The 17,306-nt window shown below is 61.7% G+C and carries 16 protein-coding genes; 9 read left to right on the forward strand and 7 right to left on the reverse strand.

Going from position 1 to position 17,306, the window contains the following annotated elements; translation table 11 throughout:
• Positions 1-352: 352 nt before the first annotated feature.
• The gene (locus H163_RS0108140) at positions 353-727 is read left to right on the forward strand and encodes a RidA family protein (RefSeq protein ID WP_019964076.1); all 375 of its coding nucleotides are present in this window, start codon (positions 353-355) and stop codon (positions 725-727) included.
• A 36-nt stretch (positions 728-763) separates the two neighbouring features.
• Here the strand turns inward: H163_RS0108140 and H163_RS0108145 are convergent, their stop codons facing one another.
• Entirely contained in the window at positions 764-1,105 is a 342-nt protein-coding gene (locus tag H163_RS0108145) for a DUF2293 domain-containing protein (protein WP_019964077.1), read from the reverse strand.
• Between the two features lie 19 nt (positions 1,106-1,124).
• Positions 1,125-3,104, reverse strand: coding sequence for a putative bifunctional diguanylate cyclase/phosphodiesterase (locus H163_RS0108150; protein WP_115336468.1), 1,980 nt, complete (start codon positions 3,102-3,104; stop codon positions 1,125-1,127).
• 135 nt (positions 3,105-3,239) lie between these two features.
• Here H163_RS0108150 and H163_RS0108155 point away from each other — a divergent pair, with 135 nt between their 5' ends.
• Together H163_RS0108155 and H163_RS0108160 are read left to right on the forward strand one after the other, a co-directional pair.
• Positions 3,240-3,494 (forward strand): hypothetical protein, encoded by a 255-nt coding sequence (locus H163_RS0108155; protein ID WP_019964079.1) that lies wholly within the window; start codon positions 3,240-3,242, stop codon positions 3,492-3,494.
• Between the two features lie 88 nt (positions 3,495-3,582).
• A complete protein-coding gene (locus H163_RS0108160) occupies positions 3,583-4,218 on the forward strand; it encodes a helix-turn-helix transcriptional regulator (protein ID WP_019964080.1) in 636 nt (211 codons plus the stop codon).
• Between the two features lie 9 nt (positions 4,219-4,227).
• On the opposite strand, the gene H163_RS0108165 is transcribed toward H163_RS0108160, so the two are convergent.
• On the reverse strand, positions 4,228-5,151 hold the full coding sequence (locus H163_RS0108165; protein ID WP_019964081.1) for a LysR substrate-binding domain-containing protein: 924 nt from the start codon (positions 5,149-5,151) through the stop codon (positions 4,228-4,230).
• A 394-nt stretch (positions 5,152-5,545) separates the two neighbouring features.
• Here H163_RS0108165 and H163_RS0108170 point away from each other — a divergent pair, with 394 nt between their 5' ends.
• Positions 5,546-6,631, forward strand: a complete 1,086-nt coding sequence (locus tag H163_RS0108170; protein WP_019964082.1) for a DUF2336 domain-containing protein — start codon at positions 5,546-5,548, stop codon at positions 6,629-6,631.
• 147 nt (positions 6,632-6,778) lie between these two features.
• Here H163_RS0108170 and H163_RS0108175 read toward each other — a convergent pair whose 3' ends face one another.
• From H163_RS0108175 to H163_RS0108190, 4 genes are read right to left on the reverse strand one after another with little or no spacing between them, the layout of a single operon-like run.
• Positions 6,779-7,579, reverse strand: coding sequence for an inositol monophosphatase family protein (locus H163_RS0108175; RefSeq protein WP_019964083.1), 801 nt, complete (start codon positions 7,577-7,579; stop codon positions 6,779-6,781).
• 2 nt (positions 7,580-7,581) lie between these two features.
• On the reverse strand, positions 7,582-8,640 hold the full coding sequence (locus tag H163_RS0108180; protein ID WP_026355615.1) for an ABC transporter ATP-binding protein: 1,059 nt from the start codon (positions 8,638-8,640) through the stop codon (positions 7,582-7,584).
• Positions 8,633-10,639: an ABC transporter permease gene (locus H163_RS0108185; RefSeq protein ID WP_019964085.1), complete on the reverse strand. Its 2,007-nt coding sequence runs from the start codon at positions 10,637-10,639 to the stop codon at positions 8,633-8,635. Before H163_RS0108185 ends, H163_RS0108180 begins: the two co-directional genes overlap by 8 nt.
• Positions 10,636-11,538, reverse strand: a complete 903-nt coding sequence (locus tag H163_RS0108190; protein WP_019964086.1) for an extracellular solute-binding protein — start codon at positions 11,536-11,538, stop codon at positions 10,636-10,638. Before H163_RS0108190 ends, H163_RS0108185 begins: the two co-directional genes overlap by 4 nt.
• Before the next feature lie 254 nt (positions 11,539-11,792).
• On the opposite strand from H163_RS0108190, the gene H163_RS0108195 reads away from it, so the two are divergent.
• From H163_RS0108195 to metF, 5 genes are all read left to right on the forward strand, one after another.
• A complete protein-coding gene (locus tag H163_RS0108195; protein ID WP_244296141.1) occupies positions 11,793-13,046 on the forward strand; it encodes an ROK family protein in 1,254 nt (417 codons plus the stop codon).
• A 29-nt stretch (positions 13,047-13,075) separates the two neighbouring features.
• Positions 13,076-14,236, forward strand: a complete 1,161-nt coding sequence (locus tag H163_RS0108200; RefSeq protein ID WP_019964088.1) for a Gfo/Idh/MocA family protein — start codon at positions 13,076-13,078, stop codon at positions 14,234-14,236.
• Between the two features lie 13 nt (positions 14,237-14,249).
• Positions 14,250-14,879, forward strand: a complete 630-nt coding sequence (locus H163_RS0108205) for a GNAT family N-acetyltransferase (RefSeq protein ID WP_244296140.1) — start codon at positions 14,250-14,252, stop codon at positions 14,877-14,879.
• 207 nt (positions 14,880-15,086) lie between these two features.
• On the forward strand, positions 15,087-16,100 hold the full coding sequence (locus H163_RS0108210) for an ArsR/SmtB family transcription factor (RefSeq protein WP_026355618.1): 1,014 nt from the start codon (positions 15,087-15,089) through the stop codon (positions 16,098-16,100).
• Position 16,101: 1 nt separating this feature from the next.
• On the forward strand, positions 16,102-17,016 hold the full coding sequence (gene metF / locus H163_RS0108215) for a methylenetetrahydrofolate reductase [NAD(P)H] (protein ID WP_019964091.1): 915 nt from the start codon (positions 16,102-16,104) through the stop codon (positions 17,014-17,016).
• Positions 17,017-17,306: the final 290 nt, after the last annotated feature.

The following is a 17,306-nucleotide window of genomic DNA, read 5'->3' on the forward strand; positions in this document are numbered from 1 at the left end:
AGGGTCGGGCTGCATTCTTTTTGTTTGTGTGCAAACGAAAAAGATCTCTGTCAGTCCTGTTGACGCGTGTCATCCTCTGCAGGCCGGACGGGGGCGGCTGTGTCTGGGAAAATACCGATGATCGCTGCTTCTGGCGGTTCCGTGTCTTGAAGCTGTGCTTGCCGTCCGGGTTCTGCGAAAGTTGTTCCGATGATCCCCGACGCTCCCGTCGCTGGCACGGAGAGAAGAATTCCTGTTAGATCGGCTTGCGGAATGTGTCAGCGGGCATGCCGGACTGTCCGAATGCTGCCGGCGCGGCGGAGAAGATAAGAGACAAAGGACAAGGGGAACTGACTTGCTTCCAATCCATCACATGATTTCCGGCGGGCCGCGGCCCGTGGCGCCGTTCTCCCACGCGGTCGAGGCCGATGGCTGGGTGTTCATCACCGGGCAGATGCCGACGGATCCGGCTGCCCCGGACGCGCCGCTGCCGGAGGGGATTGCCGCCCAGACGGCACGGGTGGTGGAAAACCTGAAGCTGGTGCTGGCGGGCGTTGGGCTCGGGCTGGAGCATGTGACCATGGCCCGTGTCTATCTGACGGACTTCCACCGCGATTATGCGCTGATGAACGAGACCTACAGCAGCTACTTTGAACCGGGCAAACTTCCCGCCCGCACCTGCATCGGCGTGACCGGTCTTGCCGTTCATGCGCTTGTGGAGATCGATCTCGTCGCGCGGCGGCCGTGAAGCGTCAGTGCCCGGGCATCTGATATGAGGCGGGGGCTAGTCCGCGTCTGCTTCGGCGATGCGCAGGCCGGAGCCCCAGTCTGCGAGCTGGTCATTGAGATCCTCCAGCACGAAATGCCGGGCCGAGTCCCGGTCGTAGCCTTCGGCAAGCAGCGCGTCATATTCGGTGGCGGTGTGGCGGATGTGGGAGGTCAGGGCCTGCTGCACGGCAATGGACGGCGGCAGGTGGCGCAGATGCCCGGCCATGGCGCTGGACAAAACGGCCTGCGCATCAAACAAGGGAATGCGCGGGGCCAGCTGGCGCAGCGCCTTGCGCATGTCTTTCTGCCGGCGTGTGCCCCCGGTCTTGGGCACCGCAAGTTCGGTTTCATCCGGCACCGGCCGTCTCTCCTGATCCTCAGTTCAGAGGCAGGGGTACCACACCTGCCGCCGCTACAGGCTGATGATAGTCCGAGTGCTCCAGCCATGAAGCCGCATCCTTGGCGGGCATCGGGCGGGCGATCAGGTAGCCCTGGATATAGCGGCAGCCCAGGCTTTGCAGCCGGTCGCGCTGTGTGTCCGTCTCGATGCCTTCCACCACGCAGTCGAGGGACATGGAGCGGCACAGGGCAATGATCGAAGAGACGATGCCGTGTCCACTCGGGTCATCGATCCCTGACACGAAACTCTTGTCGATCTTCACCCGGTCTATCGGCAAGCGGTGCAGGTAGCCAAGGCTTGAGTATCCTGTGCCGAAATCATCGAGAGCCAGCCTTGCGCCTGTCTGGCGCAGCAGGCGCATGGACTGCTCGGCGCCTTCATAGCTGCGCATGACCGCCGTTTCCGTGATCTCGAATATCACCCGGTGTGCGGGAATGCGGCTGCGTCCAAGCTGTGTCAGCAGGGCGAGCACGGTCTCCTTGCACGTGATGTCATGAGTGGAGAGGTTGAAGGACAGAGACAGATGCGGCGGCAACTGGCTGATCGCCGTCAGTGCTTTGGCAAAAAGGCAAACGGTGAGCCGCCGCATCAGGCCGGAGCGCTCGGCCTGCGGAATGAACTGGTCGGGCGGAACCTGACCGAGCAGGGGGCTGTTCCAGCGGGCAAGAGCCTCGAAGCCTGTCACCCGGCACTTTTGCAGATCAAGAATCGGCTGCAGATAGATCTCGAATTCCTTTTCGAGGTCTGCTCCCTGCAATGCGCTTTCGATGGCCCGGTCGGAGCGGATCTGCCTTTCGTGTTCCACGGAATAAAGCGTCGCCTGACCGCGCCGTCCGGTCTTGGAGTTGTAAAGCGCGTAGTCAGAACGATCGAACAGTTCGTGGACTGTGCGCCCGGCATCCGGGAAAACCGCGAGGCCGCAGGAGCAGCCAATCCGGACAAAAATTCCCTCAATTTCATAAGGGGTTGCGATGATGTCACAGATCGACTGGCCAAGCGCCTCCAGATCCTCAGCCGAAGCCTCGATGATCATGCCGAACTCGTCGCCGCCGAGGCGGCTGATCTGAAGCCTGGTGCTGCTGCTGACGAGTCCCTTCAGCCGGTCACCCGCTTCTGCCAGCAGAAGGTCGCCAAAATGGTGGCCATAGGTGTCGTTCACCGGCTTGAACCGGTCAAGGTCAAGGACGCCGACAGCAAAACTGGTGCGCGTTATGGAGGCGTCCTGGATGCGCTTTTGCAGGGCAGAAAAGAAATGGCGGCGGTTTGGCAGGCCGGTGAGCACATCCGTATGGGCGAGGATGGCATTTTCCTCACTCAGCCGCTCGGTCTCCTGCTGCTTCTGCGCCAGTGCCCGCTGCGCCTGGATCACGTTGGTGAAGGCCTTGTGGCCATTGAACAGCACCTGGATCAGCACAAGGCTGACGAGGAAAATATTCATCGAGATGGCGTGAAAGACCGTCAGATCAAGGCGGCTGTAGTAGACAATGTAGGGCACTGTCACCAGCGCCATCACCAGAAGCGCAGCCTGAGGCAGATTCATCAGGCAGAAGATGCAGCCGACCACCGTGATGGCGATGAAGAGAGCGACATGCCCGCGCTCCAGCGGTCCGCCATAGCTGTCGAGGGCCAGCGACCAGGTCACATATGCAAGCGCCAGAACGCCACTCAGAAAGAGGGTCCGGCGCAGCTGGTAAAGGGCTTCCTCTGGAGACACGGCATCGGCAGACCGGCGCAGCCAGGCCACGGCCCGCACCGAACAGATGATGAAAAGCGGCAGGAGCAGCCAGATCGTCAGATAGTCCGGGGCCAGACCGTAATGTGTAAAAGACACGGCGCCCGCGTTGACCATCAGCAAGGCATAGAGAAGCGGCACCTGCCGGCGCAGTTCCCTGAACTGTGCCAGAAGGATTTCCGGTTGCTGGCCTGACAAAGTCATCCAGTCAAGAAATCGGCGCATCGTTGTCACTCTTCGAACTCTCCTCTGCTGTGGAGTATGAGGTCAAAGTAATAACCTGCATTTAACATGCCCAAGCGTTTTTTGCGATGATGCCGCAAGGGTATATTCATTTTTTGTGGTGGCATTTCTTTGGGTATGCTGAGTGCCGCTGCGCGCTTTTCATCTCCGGAAGAGAAGCGGGAGGCCGCGTTGCTGCTGGATTTCCTCGCGCTGCAGCAATTCACGCATGTCCTGAGGAAGTGCAATGTCGTCAATGAGTTCGGGCGGCAGGTCGCGCAGTTGCCTGTGGCGCCTCAGCCTGCCGGCCGGCCGCAGGATGTGCCTTGCAGCGAAAGCCGCAAGGCTGCAGGCAAACTGGAAAGTACGGCTGGAAAGCATGATGACCTCTAATAAAGAAAGTTTTTTATTTCTAAATTAGATTCCAGAATATGAAAAGTGAAATCTTTTTATATGGCCGGTCCCGTGCTATGTTCAGCCCATGTCAGACAGAACCCGCACCCGTATTCTCAATGCCCTGAAGGCTGGCGGCCCGCAGACTGCGGCCGAGCTTGCTGCATCGCTTGCTGTCACTCCCGTTGCCGTGCGCCAGCATCTGGACGGCCTGCTGCAGGAGGATCTTGTCGCCTTCGAGGACATGAAGGGGGCCGTGGGCCGTCCGCGCCGTGTCTGGGCGCTGAGTGCTGCCGGCCATGCCCGTTTTCCGGACAACCATTCGGCCCTGATCCTGTCGCTGCTGTCCGGATTGCGGGAACTTCACGGGGAGCAAGGCGTGGAGGATCTGATCGCCTTCCGCGAGAAAGAAATGCAGGCGAGTTACGAAAAGGAACTGGCCGGCGCTTCAGCGCTGCCGGACCGGCTGTCCTGTCTTGCGGACCTGCGCAACCGCGAAGGCTACATGGCCGAAGTGGAGCAGGAGACGGACGGGAGCTGGCTCTTCATCGAGAACCACTGTTCCATCTGCGCGGCGGCGTCTGTTTGTCAGGGCCTTTGCCGGTCGGAACTATCGCTTTTTGCCAGTGTCCTCGGGCCGCAGGCCGAAATCGAGCGCTGCGAGCATCTGCTGTCCGGCGGACGGCGTTGTGTCTACCGCATTCGTGAGCGGGCTGCCGCCTGAGAGAGCGCCCTAGTTGTCTTCCAGCGGCGTTGCGGCCACGCCAAGCCCGCTGAGTGTGGCCGCCAGCGTGTCGCGCAGGATCTCGAAGTCCTTGCGGCGTGGGGATGTGCGCCGCCATGCGAGGCCCACCATGCGGGCAGGCTGGGGGTCCTGAAAACGCAGCAGGGCAACGCGGTCGTCGCGCACCTCTACATCGGCGCAGATTTCCGGCAGCAGGGTGACGCCATAACCGGCGGCGACCATCTGCATCACCGTGGCAAGGCTGGTCGCACCCAGCGAGGACCGGCGGCCGGAGGTGACGATCTGGCAGTAGTTGAGCGCCTGATCGCGCAGGCAATGCCCTTCCTCCAGCAGCAGCAGTTCCTCCTGGCGGATCTCGTCAATCCCGATCCGCCGCCGCTCGTCGAGATCGGGCGTGTTGTGGACCGCCAGAAGGAAGCGGTCTTCGAAAAGGGGCAGGGTGGTCAGTTCCGGCTGGCCGAGGGGCAGTGCAGCGATGATGGCGTCAAGCTCTCCGGCCATCAATTCCTGCACCAGCACGTCCGTCAGGGTTTCGCGCAAGGTCAGCCGCAGATCCGGATGGCCGCTTTGCAGTTTCGGCAGGACGCGGGGCAGAAGATAAGGCGCAATCGAGGGGATGATGCCAAGACGCAGAGGCCCGGTGAGCGGCTGGCCCCGGTGGCGCGCATAATCCATCAGATCGCGCACATCGGCCAGGATCCGCCTCCCGCGCCGTACCACTTCCTCGCCTTCCTGCGTCAGCCGCGCAAGGCCGGAGCGCCGTTCGACCAGCATGACGCCCAGGCTTTCCTCCAGCTCCTTGATCTGCATGGACAGGGCAGGCTGTGTGACGGCAACGGCCTCCGCCGCCTTGCGGAAGTGGAGGTGGGTGGCGAGGGCGTCGAGATAGCGAAGCTGGCGAAGCGAGATCATTTGATCAGCTTATCTTATTCGAGGAGCGAATCAATCCTATTAGACCTTATCAACCTGCTTCGGCATCATGGGCAAATGAGTAGTTTCCAGCTACTGGTGCCAGACTGGGCGGTCCTGCGGGCCGCCCTTTTTTATATTTGGTCAATAAATTACGCTACGTAATTTTCCTCTGAGGCGTGTTTTCGCAAGCTTCGCACAAGCTTCAGGGGAGGGAATTTTGCCCGAATTCGCGGTTATATCCAGTCCAAGCTCTTGAACTCACAATCAAATTCGAGTTGATTAAAATTTTACACGATAGTTGGTAAAACAAACTTAGAGAATACGTTTTGCCGTTACTCTTATCTTCAAGAATCGCTATTAGGGTGCTGGCGTGTCCTCGAATGTGGGTTGAGAGATGACAGAAGCGTTGCAGACGGAGCTTGTGAATTTTGGCGGACTATCGTCCGAAGCCAGCGCAGACCGGAAGGCGGAACTCGCCCGTCACGTTGCCGTTCTCTTTTCTCTGACCTCAGACAAGTGCTCCGACGAACAGATCGGCATATATGACGCGGTCCTGTTGCGGCTGGTCAATATGGTGGAAGTGGAAGTCCGGCGCTTCGTTGCCGAGCGGCTGGCCGAACTTCGCAGGGGCCCCGAGCGCACCATCCGCCAGCTGGCGGGCGACGAGATCGAAGTCGCTGAAACTCTCCTGCGCCGTTCCTCCGTGCTGAAGGATCCCGAACTCGCCGGAATTGCCGATGTAAACAGCAACGCCCACCGCCTTGCCATCGCCCAGCGTGAAGTTCTGTCCGAGGAAGTCACTGACGTTCTGGTCCGCCGCGGCGACATCCGCGTCAAGCGCCGCGTGGCCTCCAACCCAGGTGCTGCGTTCTCTCTGGAAGGGTTCGAAGGGCTGCTGGATGCTGCGGCTGAGGACCATGCCTTGCAGCTGGCGCTGAGCGAGCGCCGCGATCTTGCCGACGCGCACATCGCCCAGCTGGTGGAAGTGGCCACCGAGTCCGTCCGGCAGAAGCTGGTGATTGCCGGTGCGCTGGCCGATGCGGAGCAGCTGCCGCAGGCCGCCCGGATTGCCGAACAGCGCATGTCGAATGACTACTGGCTGAGCCGTTACGACTTTGAAGCGGCTCGCACCCGGGTGCTGACCCTGATGCGCGACGGGCGTCTCAACGAAAGCAGCCTGCGCTGGCTGGCGGCCGATGACCGGTTTGCAGAAGCGGTGGTGGCTTTCGCCTCCCTGACCAAGGTCAGCGTCACTGAGGCCAGCAACTGGATGGTCCGCCTTGACGTGGAGCCTTTCCTCGTCGTGGCCAAGGCCAACAATCTGTCGTCACTGACGGTGGCGACCCTGCTGAAGGTCGGCCCCTGGCGCCACCGGCTCACGGTTCAGGCCCGTGCGCAGGCACTGGCGCGCTTCGATGCCATGCGTGTTGACGATGCCCGCCAGCGCTTCGCCCTGCGGTCCGATCTTCCCGCAGACTGAGCTTCTACAGCGCCTCAAGCTGATCTGGCCCGGCTCGCAAGAGATCCGGGCCTTTTTTCAAGGGTTTGGTGGCTGCCGCAGCTTTTCACGCTGTTATGATCCAGGCGCAGTGGCCTTACCAGGCAATGATGCCACGGTGTCATGGTTTCAACGGGCGGCGAATATGTCCCGGGAAAGCCAGTGATGGACCGGAGCTGTTCCAGCCAGAATGGATCCATCCTGCGGAGTGCTGCCCGAAAGTGAGGTCACCAAAGCGCCTGCTTCCTGCGCCAGCAGCTTGCCGGCTGCATAGTCGTAATAGCTCAGGCTATCCTCGAAGTAGCCGTCGAGCCGGCCTGCTGCGATATAGGCAAGGTCGAGTGCAGCCGAACCAAGGCGCCTGACGCCTGCGGCCGTGCTGGTAACCGTATCCACGCCCCGGAAAAATACGTCGCGGCCGACCGCTTTCAGCTGACCCTGAACCGGCATGGAGAGCGAGATGATGGCATCCTCCGGCTGTTTGCCGGTCAGCGCGGGCAGGGCATCGCCGTTCAAACGCGCGCCCTGGCCCCGGATGGCCGTGAACATTTCCTCGCGCAAGGGATCGTAGACCACGCCCAGCAACTCCCCCTGCTTGCCGCAAAGGGCGATGCTGACGGCGAAATAGGGGATGCCCCAGATGAAGTTGGTGGTTCCGTCGAGCGGATCGACGACCCATTGCGTCCCGGCTCCGGCCCGGCTGATGCCCGTCTCCTCTCCCAGGAAGCCGTAACTGTCACCTGCGGTGGCAAGGACTGCGGCGATGGCCTGCTCGGCAGAAAGGTCTGCCTGTGAGGCATAGTCGCCATGCGCCTTCTTCTCGATGGTGTCACGGGATGTGCGGCCGAAGCGGGACGTCAGTTCCTTGCCGCCGACGCGCGCTGCCGCGCAGGCGATGCTCATGAGGCTGTCGAGCGGAAGATCAGTCATGGTCAGGCTCCTGCCGGAAGAAAGGTGTAGCCCTCGAAGCTGAGGCCGGCACGCGCGCCAATTTCGAGCGCGCTGCGGGTCTCTGCCTTGATGATCTGGCCGCTTTCACTGCGCAGGCTTTGCACCCAGGCTTTGCCGACGAACCGCCGGTCCTCGACGGTTGCATCGAGCAGGCCTTCACCGCAGTTCTTGACCAGTACCTGTTCCGGGCGGATCATGAGGGTGGCAGGGCCCGGCTCGCCAGTGCTGCCGAGTGGAAGCATGGGGCCGTCTGCAAGCCGGAACCCCCCATCCTCGTGATGGCCATCGAGGAAGTTGGCACTGCCGACGAATTCGGCAACAAAGCGGTTGGCCGGCCGGGAGTAGATCGTCACGGGATCAGCCAGATGCTGAACGATACCTCCCTGCATGACGGCAATCCGGTCGGACATCTCAAGCGCTTCCTCCTGATCATGCGTGACATAGATCGCCGTGAGGCCGAGGCGCTTCTGCAGGTCGCGCAGTTCGTGCCGCAGCGCGACGCGCAGACGGGCATCGAGATTGGACATGGGCTCATCAAGCAGCAGCAGCGGCGGGTCGATGACCAGGGCGCGGGCGAGGGCGATACGCTGTTGCATGCCGCCGCTCATCTCTGCTGGATAGCGGCCGCCCACTCCATGCAGTTCCACCTGAGCCAGAGCTGCATTGACCCGGCCGGTGATCTCCCTGACCGGCACCTTCCGCAGCTTCAGCCCATAGGCGACGTTGTCGAAGACCGTCTTGTTGGGCCAGAGCGCATAGTTCTGGAAGACGAAACCGATGTTGCGCTCCCATGCGGGGATTGCCGTCACATCGGTGCCGTTGAACAGGATGCGGCCGCTGTTGATGGGGTGAAACCCGGCAATGGCCCGCAGCAGGGTGGTCTTCCCGCAGCCGGAGGGGCCAAGCAGGGTGAAAAACTCGCCCGGCTTGATTGTGAAGTTGATGTCCTTGAGAACGGTTGTGGGTCCGAACGCCTTTGAAACGGCATCGATGACAACGTCACAGCCGCGCGCCGCGGTCTTGGAAGAGGTATCAGACACCTGATTTTCCTTCGGTTTGGCCATACCGTACAATGAAATAGAGCGGGACGTAGATGATCAGCATGAGCAGGATGGTCTGGGCGGCGGAAACGCCGAAGTCGGCATCGACAAGCGTGTTCTCGAAGATGACTGCGGTCATGGGCTTCCACGGCGGACGGTAGAGCACGATGGTGGAAGACAGCTCCGTGACGATGTGGAGGAAGGTAAGCGTTGCGCCGGTGATGGCTCCGGCCAGTACAAGCGGCGCCGTGATCGTTGCGAACACCCGGAAGGGTCTTGCGCCGAGGCTGAGCGCGGCTTCCTCCAGTGCCGGGTGAACGCGGCGCAGGGCCGCTTCCGAGGCCTTGACCGTGAAGGGCAGGTTGCGGATCAGATAGGCCAGCGCAAGGATGAACCACGTGCCGGTCAGTTGCAGCGGCGCCTGATTGAACATCATGATGAGGCCGATGCCGAGCACGGTTCCGGGGATCACGTAGGGCATCATCACGGTCAGCCCGAGAACAGGTGCCACCAAGGCGTAGCGCTTGCGGATCAGCACAAAGGCAATGCCGAGGCCAAGGCCTGTGGCGGCCAGCGTGCCGGCAATGCCCAGTGACAGGGTGACCCAGGCCGGGCCGAGACCCGTGCGCATCATCGTCTCGTAATTTACGAGGGTGAAGCTTGCCCTTGGCAGGCCGACGCGCCACTCCATGAAACTGGAGACAAGCACGGTCAGATGCGGAGTGAAGGCCATCAGCAGGGCGAGCGCGGCGCAGCACAGGGCCAGGGCATGGGCGAAGGGCGACAGGTGCTTGCGCTGCAGCGGGCGGGAGGCAACAACAGCAAAACCCCGCCGCGCCAGATAGATCTGTTGCGCCATCAGGAACAGGCTGGAGATGACGATCAGCACCACTGACCCCGTCGCAGCAAGAGCCGGATTGCGGCCTGCCTCGCTGAGGAAGGACGTATAGATCAGCACTGGCAGGACATTCACATCCAGCCCGATGATGCGCGGTGTTCCGAAGTCGGAGAGGGCGGCCATGGTCGCAAGATAGAGCCCCGTGATGATGCCGGGCAGCGCGAGGGGAATTTCGACCGAAAACCGCACGCGGGAGGGCGCAGCCCCAAGGCTTTCGGCGGCTTCAATGTGACCTGCATCCAGGCTGCGGAATGAGCCGTAGCTGAGCAGGAAGATGATCGGGAACACCAGCCAGGTGATCACCCAGATGACGCCGTGCATGCCCACGATCGACATGTCATAGCCCAGATAGGAGGTTATGACGCCGTTCCGCCCCAAAAGCAGCCGCCAGGCATAGGCGCCAAGGAAGGGCGGCGAGACGGAGGCCATGGTGACAAGGAAGACGATGGCCGTACTTCCGGCAATCTCGTAACGGGCCAGGATGTAGGCGAGGGAAATACCGGCAACCGCTGCCAGTGCCGTCGAAATGAGGGCGATCAGCAGGCTGTTGACCGTCGCTGTCACGGTTGGAGACTGGGTGAAGAAGTCGAAGTAATGCCGCGCCGACAGGGACAGCGCCTTGTTCTCAAAGGTAATGTAGGCATTGGCCGCATGGCTGAGGCGGATGGATGTGGCGGATTGGGGCTCAAGGACCAGCGGTGCCGGTGCCGCCGTTGCAAAAAGACCGCGCGGCGCCTGCTGGGAGAGGCTGAGACTCGTGCCGTCATAGTCGAGCGCTGGTCTGCCCTCCGCATCCTCGCCTGGTGCGAGTGGCTGGCTGCTGGTGATGAGAAGCGACTGTCCGCCCTCAACCGCGACTGTCAGGGCAGCGCCGGAACCCATTGCAATGACGAGGCCATTGGCCTGTGGCGTCACCGCGTAGCCGCCGGTCATCTCCGGCACCACCTGCAGTCCATCCCGGTTATGCAGGAGAGTGAACTGCCCCCCTTCTTCAAGAAGGGAGGCAGCCATCAGGCGGATTTGCGGAATGATGATCGTCAGGCCGCAGAGCATGAGCGCGACGATGGAGAAGAGGAACCAGGTGTCGCGCAGCAGCTTCATTTGCCGCGAGCCTCATGGAAGCGGGCGGTGACGACAGGGCGGGGCTCAACCGCCGAAATGATGTTGAGCGAGCCCAGGTCCGGCAGCACTGAAGGCGGGGTGATGTCCTGGCGGGCCGAGCGGCGCACCGTGGCATCGCGGACGATCTCATGAGCGGCCTTTGTGCCCAGGAAGTCGATGAAGCTCTTTGCGTCTTCCAGATTGGGCGCGCCCTTGACGATTGCCTGCGCGTCGATCTGGCCGGTCACGGCGTCGGTGGGGTAGATGATTTCGATAGGCAGGCCTTCGGCCCTCCACTTGGCGCCCAGATCCTCGTTGATCCAGCCGGCTGCGGCTTCACCATCGCGGACGGCGTTGAAGGCGTCGTCGGAGCCGGGCGCAAGACGTGCGGTCTTGGCAAGCTTGCCTGTGAAGTCCCAGCCAAAGTTGCCTGCGAGTGCCGAAATGATGGTGTAGCCGGTGCCGGACTTCGCTGGATCCGGAATAATCACGCCGCCTGCGGATTCAAAATCTGCGGACAGCATGTCCTCCTGGGTCTTCGGCATCTTGCCGGCCTCAACCCGCTTGGTGCTGATGATCAGGGGCTGAAGCAGCACGGTGAAAGGGTGCCAGATATGATTGGGATCGCTGGTCACCATATCAGCGTCAGAGGGGCTCTGATACGGCTGGAACAGGGCGGCGTTCTCATCAAATGTCTGGGTCGGGCCGCCCCACATGACATCGGCAGACGGGTTTGCCGCTTCTGCGCGCAGGCGTTCGACAATCTCGCCGGTGCCGCCGCGCACCACGGTAACCTTCACATCCGGATGGGCCTGTGCGAAGGCGTCCAGAATGGGTGTGGAGGTTGTTTCGCCATGGGCAGTGTAGATGACGAGTTCGCTCGCCTGCACACTTCCCATAATGGATGCTGATGCCAAGGCTCCTGCCAGAAGCTGCTTTAAGGTCCAAGTCAACATGCCATTCCCTTTCGTTAGCAGAGGAGATGCCGCATTAATTCCATTAAAAGGAATAAATTGACGCGGTCAAGGTGCTGAATAGAGGTATTTTATTGCAGGCTTGTGACGCAATCTCGGGCTGTTTGCGGGAAACTTCTCGCTTCTTGACAAGGTGTATGGCCTTTGTTTATTCTTTTTAATGGATAAAATGGATCGCCATGATGACTCTCGCTGGCAGCAATCACACCTTCTCCGGCCGGTATAACCGGCGGCTTGTATTCGACCTCATTCGAGCTGGGGCGGGGGCGAGCCGGCGGAGCCTTGTCGAGCTGACGGGGTTGAAGCCCCAGACAATGTCCAACATCTGCAAGGAGTTGATCGACCGGAGTCTCGTACTTGAGGCCGTCCGTCAGGAAGGCGCGCGCGGAGCGCCGCTGAAGGAGTTGCGAATCCGGCCGGAGGCAGGGTGCGGCATTGGTGTCCATATTGATCATCATGGCCTGACTGCGATCCTCTGCGACCTGACCGGCAGGGAGCTGGCCCGGGAGGCGGCTGATGTGCGGCTTGATGATCCGGCGGAGACTGCCAGCGTGGTTGCTGCCATCGTGCAGCGGCTGCGCTCTGTGGTGCCTGAGGTTCCTGCCTGGGGGGTGGGTGTTGCCATGCCAACCCTGCAAGAGGCTGAATTCGAGCATTCTGTCGGTCCGCAGGGCTGGGGTGCATGGACTGGTGTTCCCGTTGCGGAGACAATCGAAGCAGCTTGCGGCCTGCCTGTGATCATCGAGAATGATGCAACAGCTGCCGCCTTGGCCGAATTGGGGGCAGGGCGTGGCGCGGGCCTCAGTCACTACGTCCATATTTTCGCAGGTCACGGCCTGGGCGCGGGCATTATCAGCGAAGGAATGCCTTTTCAGGGCTTCATGAACAATGCAGGCGAAATCGGGCTTCTGACCTGGCCAGCAGATCTTGTGAACCCTGAAGCTGAAGGTCTGACCCCTTTCTCGATCGATGAACTGGCGGCCATGCTCGGCCGTGATGCCCGGCACATTGCCGCTCCCGGAGTGCTGGAGCAGCTCTACAGTCAGCGAAACAGTGCGCTGATGCGCTGGCTTGACGTCAACTCCCGGCGGTTGCGGCTGCTGGTGTCCCTGCTTGAAAACATCCTTGATCCGCAGACCATCATCGTTGGCGGGCATTTTCCCTCCATCGTGATCCATTCCCTGATCGACCGGGCCTATCCTCTGCTGCCTTCCGTCAGTGCGCGGGGGCAGCGGGAGATCCCGCGACTGTGTGCGGGGGCGCTCGGACAGGAAGCTGCTGCGGCAGGGGCGGCAATGCTGCCCGTCATTGCCCACGGCAGCCCCAGCTTCCGGCGGCTTTCCCTGATGCGTGGGCGCAGCCGGGAGATCGATTTTGAAAGTTGCTTTGACCGCGTCGCCGGTGCGCCTTCTGAAAAAGACGCTGCGCTCTGAACCGGCCTTTCCGTGAACAGGATACCAGTATGAGAATCGCCGTTGCCGGTCTTGGTTTCCGGCTCGCCAATGTGATCGCGTCTTTCCGCAAGGCGCATGCAGGGCTTGAGCTTGTTGGAGTGGCTGACCCGGCGCCCGCCGGTTTGCCGCAGCTGCTGTCGGCAGGCATGCGCGCCCCGAAAAGTTTCGACTGCGTGCGGGGAATGCTGGCGGAAACGAAGCCGGACCTGCTGATGGTTGGTTCTCCCAATGTGTTCCATCTGGAGCATGTGCGGGAGGGGCTGCGCGCAGGTGTCCGGGTGTTTACAGAAAAGCCCGTGGTAACCGATGAGGCGCAGACGCTGGAAATGGCCCGTCTGCTGGCCGAATATGGCACGCAGAGCGTGCTTGTCGGGCTGGTTCTGCGCTACTCGGACCTCTACCGGGATCTGCGGGCCGCTCAGTCAGCCGGGTATCTGGGGGAAATCACCTCCATCGAGGCCTCGGAACATATCGCCCCCTATCATGGTGCTTTCTTCATGCGCGACTGGCGCAGGCATACGCGCTATGCGGGGCCTTTCATCCTCGAAAAGTGCTGCCATGACATCGACCTCTACGGCAGCATCGCCGGGCGGCGGGTCTCTGCGGTGGCAAGTTTCGGAGGGCGGAAATCCTTTGTGCCTGAAAACCGGCCGGATGAACTGTCCGCCTATCAGGCCGCGCAATACTACATGAAGCCGAGCGGCTGGGAGCGGGCAGAGGCCGTATTCGAGAGCGACGGCGACATCATCGACTACCAGACGGCGCTCGTTGAATATGAGGGTGGCGCCACGATGGCTTTTCACACCAACCTCAATGTGCCGGATCAGTTCCGCCGCTTCTGCATCATCGGCACGAAGGGCATGGCGGAAGGGGATTTCATCCGCAATTATTTCAGCGTTCACTCTGCCGTGTCGGGTGAGAAACTGGCCGGGCGCAGCTATGACGGTCATGAGAGTGATCACTATGGCGCCGACGACCAGATGGCTGCCGACATCTTCCAGCATCTGACGGCAGGAGCCGCTCTTCCGGTCAATATTGTTGCGGCGCTGGAGGCAGGGCTTGTCGCGATCAAGATTGACGAGGCGCGCCGGTCCCGGCGGACGATTGAGCTTGATGAAACCTGGCAGCAGTTTGATGACGCGCTGGGCGCGTGGCACCGTCCGGTTTGAGGAATTGGTAAAAGTGAGTGTAATTCCGGGCTCTTCTGCGTCCTCTGTTTCCATCCGTGCTGTGGCAGTTGCCGATGAAGCCGCGATCCTTGGTATCTGCCTCAAAACATCGGACTGTGGGCGTGACGGGGCGCGGCTCTTCAATGACGGGCGGCTTCCCGGGCTCGTCTGGGCGCTGCCCTATGCAAGGCTGTATCCGTCTCATGCTTTCGTGCTCATGCAAGACGGCGAGGTGATGGGCTACTGCGTGGCAACTCCCGATACGGCTGCCTATGAAGCGCGTCTTGAAGCGGAGTGGTGGCCGGAACTGCGGGCAGAGTTCTGCGGGCGCCGGCCTGCAACGCTGGCGGAAGAGGGCTTGCTCGCCTATATCAAGGCTCCGCAACGGACGGCGGCAGAGATCACAGATGCCTTCCCGGCGCATCTGCATATCAACATACTGCCCCAGATGCAGAAGGGCGGGCATGGCTCGCGTCTGCTGCGACATCAGCTTGAGGCACTGCGGGCTGCTGGCGTGGGTGGTGTTCACCTTGGCATCGATCCCCGCAACGAAAGCGTGACAGCATTCTACCGCAGGTTCGGCTTTACCGGGCTTGTCAGGACGCCTTCCATCATCATGGGCATGAAGCTTGAAACCGTCTGAACTGGCGCGGAATTGCGAGTCGCCAGAGTCACTTGGCCTGGGTGGCTGATGCTCTGAGTCCGCTGCTTCACCTTGCCGCTCACATGAAGCCTTTCTTCACCTTGTGCCGGAACATGAGGCACCTCAGGGCTTGCACGTACGCTGAGCGTGGTATAAAGATATCTTTATATCAAGAAGCGCCGGTTGCGGCGGTATGGTGTGGGCGGCATGAGCGGCGATCAGCATCTCTCCATTGATGACCTGTTGTCGGGCCTGCGGGCTGCCGGCGAGCCGAGCCGTCTGCGGCTTCTGGCGCTGCTTGCCCGCAGCGAGCTGACGGTGAAGGATGCCACCGCAATCCTCGGACAGAGTCAGCCCCGTATTTCCCGGCATCTGAAGCTGCTGGCCGAAGCTGGTCTGGTGCGCCGCTATCCGGAAGGCTCCTGGGTGTTCTACCGGCTGGCGGAAGATGCTGCCGGGGATCTGGCCCGGGATCTCGTTGCCCGCCTCACGCCTTCCGATGATGTTCTGGAAGCCGATGCGGCCCGCTTCGATGCGTTGCGCAAGGCCAAGGCCGAAGAGGCGGCTGCCTATTTCGCCGCCAAGGCGCAGGTGTGGGATCAGGAGCGCTCGCTGCATGTGGCCGAGCGCGATGTGGAAGCGGCCATGCTGCGGGCGCTTGGCAACAAGCCGTTCCAGTCTTTCCTGGATCTTGGCACCGGCACGGGCCGCCTGCTCGAACTGTTTGCCCCGCTTTACACCTCTGCGCTGGGCGTGGATGCCTCGCATGACATGCTGGCCGTTGCCCGTGCCAATCTGGCGGGGCAGGGGCTGACGCAGGCGCAGGTGCGCCATGGCGATATCTATGCCCTCAATGTGCCGCCGGCTTCCTTTGATCTGGTGGCGGTGCATCAGGTGCTCCACTTCCTCGATGATCCGGCCCGTGCCCTTGCCGAGGCCGCCCGGGCGCTGCGCCCCGGCGGGCGGCTGATGATCGTCGACTTTGCCCCGCATGAGCTTGAGTTCCTGCGCGAGGAGCATGCCCACCGCCGTCTTGGCTTCTCCCGCGAGCAGATGGGCCGCTGGCTGCAGGGGCTGGGGCTCGACGTGGAAGACGTCACCGATCTTGTGCCTGCAGCCGCAGGCAATCATTCAGCTCTGACTGTCACCCTGTGGCTGGCGCGCGACCCGAGGGTCGTGACGGACCTGCCGCTGGCTGATCTAACCCGCGAGGTTGCGTAACATGTCCACTTCCTCCGACGCCCGCCGTTCGCGCGGCAGCGAGAGCGCACCGGTCCAGGTGTCCTTCGAGTTCTTCCCGCCGAAGACGGACAAGATGGAAGCGGCCCTGTGGTCCACCATCCAGCGCCTGGAGACGCTGTCTCCGTCCTTCGTGTCGGTTACCTATGGCGCGGGCGGCTCCACCCGCGAGCGGACGCACCGCACGGTCGAGCGCATCCTCAAGGAAACGCCGATGCTGCCGGCCGCCCATCTCACCTGCGTCGGGGCATCCCGCGCGGATGTGGACGCGGTGGTGCAGGATTACTGGGATCTCGGCGTGCGCCACATCGTGGCCTTGCGCGGCGACCCGCAGGAGGGCATCGGCACGGCTTATGTGCCGCGTGAAGACGGCTATGCCTATGCCAGCGATCTGGTTGCCGGGATCAAGGCCATCGGCGATTTCGAGATTTCCGTCTCGGGCTATCCGGAACGCCATCCCGAAAGCACGGATTGGCAGATCGAGATCGACAACCTGAAGCGCAAGATCGATGCTGGCGCGAGCCGCGTCATCACCCAGTATTTCTTCGACAACAATCTGTTCGAAGCCTATCTGGAGCGCATCGCCAAAGCGGGTCTCTCCATTCCGGTGGTGCCGGGCATCCTGCCGATCCTGAACTTTGATCAGGTGGTGAAGTTCTCGTCGGGCTGCGGAACCACCATTCCGGACTGGCTTTCCCGGCGCTTTGCCGGCCTTGATGATGACGCTGAAACCCGCAAGCTCGTCGGCGCCGCCGTTGCCTATGAGCAGGTGATGGATCTTGTCGACCGCGGCATCAGCGACTTCCACTTCTACACCATGAACCGCGCTGAACTGACCTTCGCTCTCTGCCATATGCTGGGGCTGGGGCAGGGCGAGACGGCACGTCAGGTGGCGTGAGGGGTTCATTCTCTGCTTACATCTCTCCCTTCACTATGGAGGTGAGATGAAAAGGGACGGTTATCCGCTGCCGGGCACGAGGGACGAAGGCACTGGAATGTAGCTGCAGCGTCGCTTTTCTTACGACGGTCTGCCTGTCAGGCACCAACTCCTCTCCCCCCTTGAGGGGGAGATGCCCCCGGAGGGGGCAGAGGGGGGTATCTGACCGTCAGCTCATGTGAGAAGTGGTGCTGTGCCGGAACGCTGGCACCCCCCTCTGTCTGCTGGCGCAGACATCTCCCCCTCAAGGG

Source organism: Pannonibacter phragmitetus DSM 14782 (assembly GCF_000382365.1).
In the GTDB taxonomy this organism is placed as follows: domain Bacteria; phylum Pseudomonadota; class Alphaproteobacteria; order Rhizobiales; family Stappiaceae; genus Pannonibacter; species Pannonibacter phragmitetus.

What these genes read in the sequence shown, in the direction of transcription:
- H163_RS0108140 (WP_019964076.1), top strand. Translation starts at nt 353, where the DNA reads ATGATTTCCGGCGGGCCGCGGCCCGTGGCGCCGTTCTCCCACGCGGTC.
- H163_RS0108150 (WP_115336468.1), bottom strand. Translation starts at nt 3,104, where the DNA reads ATGCGCCGATTTCTTGACTGGATGACTTTGTCAGGCCAGCAACCGGAA.
- H163_RS0108155 (WP_019964079.1), top strand. Translation starts at nt 3,240, where the DNA reads ATGCTGAGTGCCGCTGCGCGCTTTTCATCTCCGGAAGAGAAGCGGGAG.
- H163_RS0108160 (WP_019964080.1), top strand. Translation starts at nt 3,583, where the DNA reads ATGTCAGACAGAACCCGCACCCGTATTCTCAATGCCCTGAAGGCTGGC.
- H163_RS0108165 (WP_019964081.1), bottom strand. Translation starts at nt 5,151, where the DNA reads ATGATCTCGCTTCGCCAGCTTCGCTATCTCGACGCCCTCGCCACCCAC.
- H163_RS0108170 (WP_019964082.1), top strand. Translation starts at nt 5,546, where the DNA reads ATGACAGAAGCGTTGCAGACGGAGCTTGTGAATTTTGGCGGACTATCG.
- H163_RS0108175 (WP_019964083.1), bottom strand. Translation starts at nt 7,579, where the DNA reads ATGACTGATCTTCCGCTCGACAGCCTCATGAGCATCGCCTGCGCGGCA.
- H163_RS0108185 (WP_019964085.1), bottom strand. Translation starts at nt 10,639, where the DNA reads ATGAAGCTGCTGCGCGACACCTGGTTCCTCTTCTCCATCGTCGCGCTC.
- H163_RS0108190 (WP_019964086.1), bottom strand. Translation starts at nt 11,538, where the DNA reads ATGGGAAGTGTGCAGGCGAGCGAACTCGTCATCTACACTGCCCATGGC.
- H163_RS0108195 (WP_244296141.1), top strand. Translation starts at nt 11,793, where the DNA reads ATGATGACTCTCGCTGGCAGCAATCACACCTTCTCCGGCCGGTATAAC.
- H163_RS0108200 (WP_019964088.1), top strand. Translation starts at nt 13,076, where the DNA reads ATGAGAATCGCCGTTGCCGGTCTTGGTTTCCGGCTCGCCAATGTGATC.
- H163_RS0108210 (WP_026355618.1), top strand. Translation starts at nt 15,087, where the DNA reads ATGAGCGGCGATCAGCATCTCTCCATTGATGACCTGTTGTCGGGCCTG.
- metF (WP_019964091.1), top strand. Translation starts at nt 16,102, where the DNA reads ATGTCCACTTCCTCCGACGCCCGCCGTTCGCGCGGCAGCGAGAGCGCA.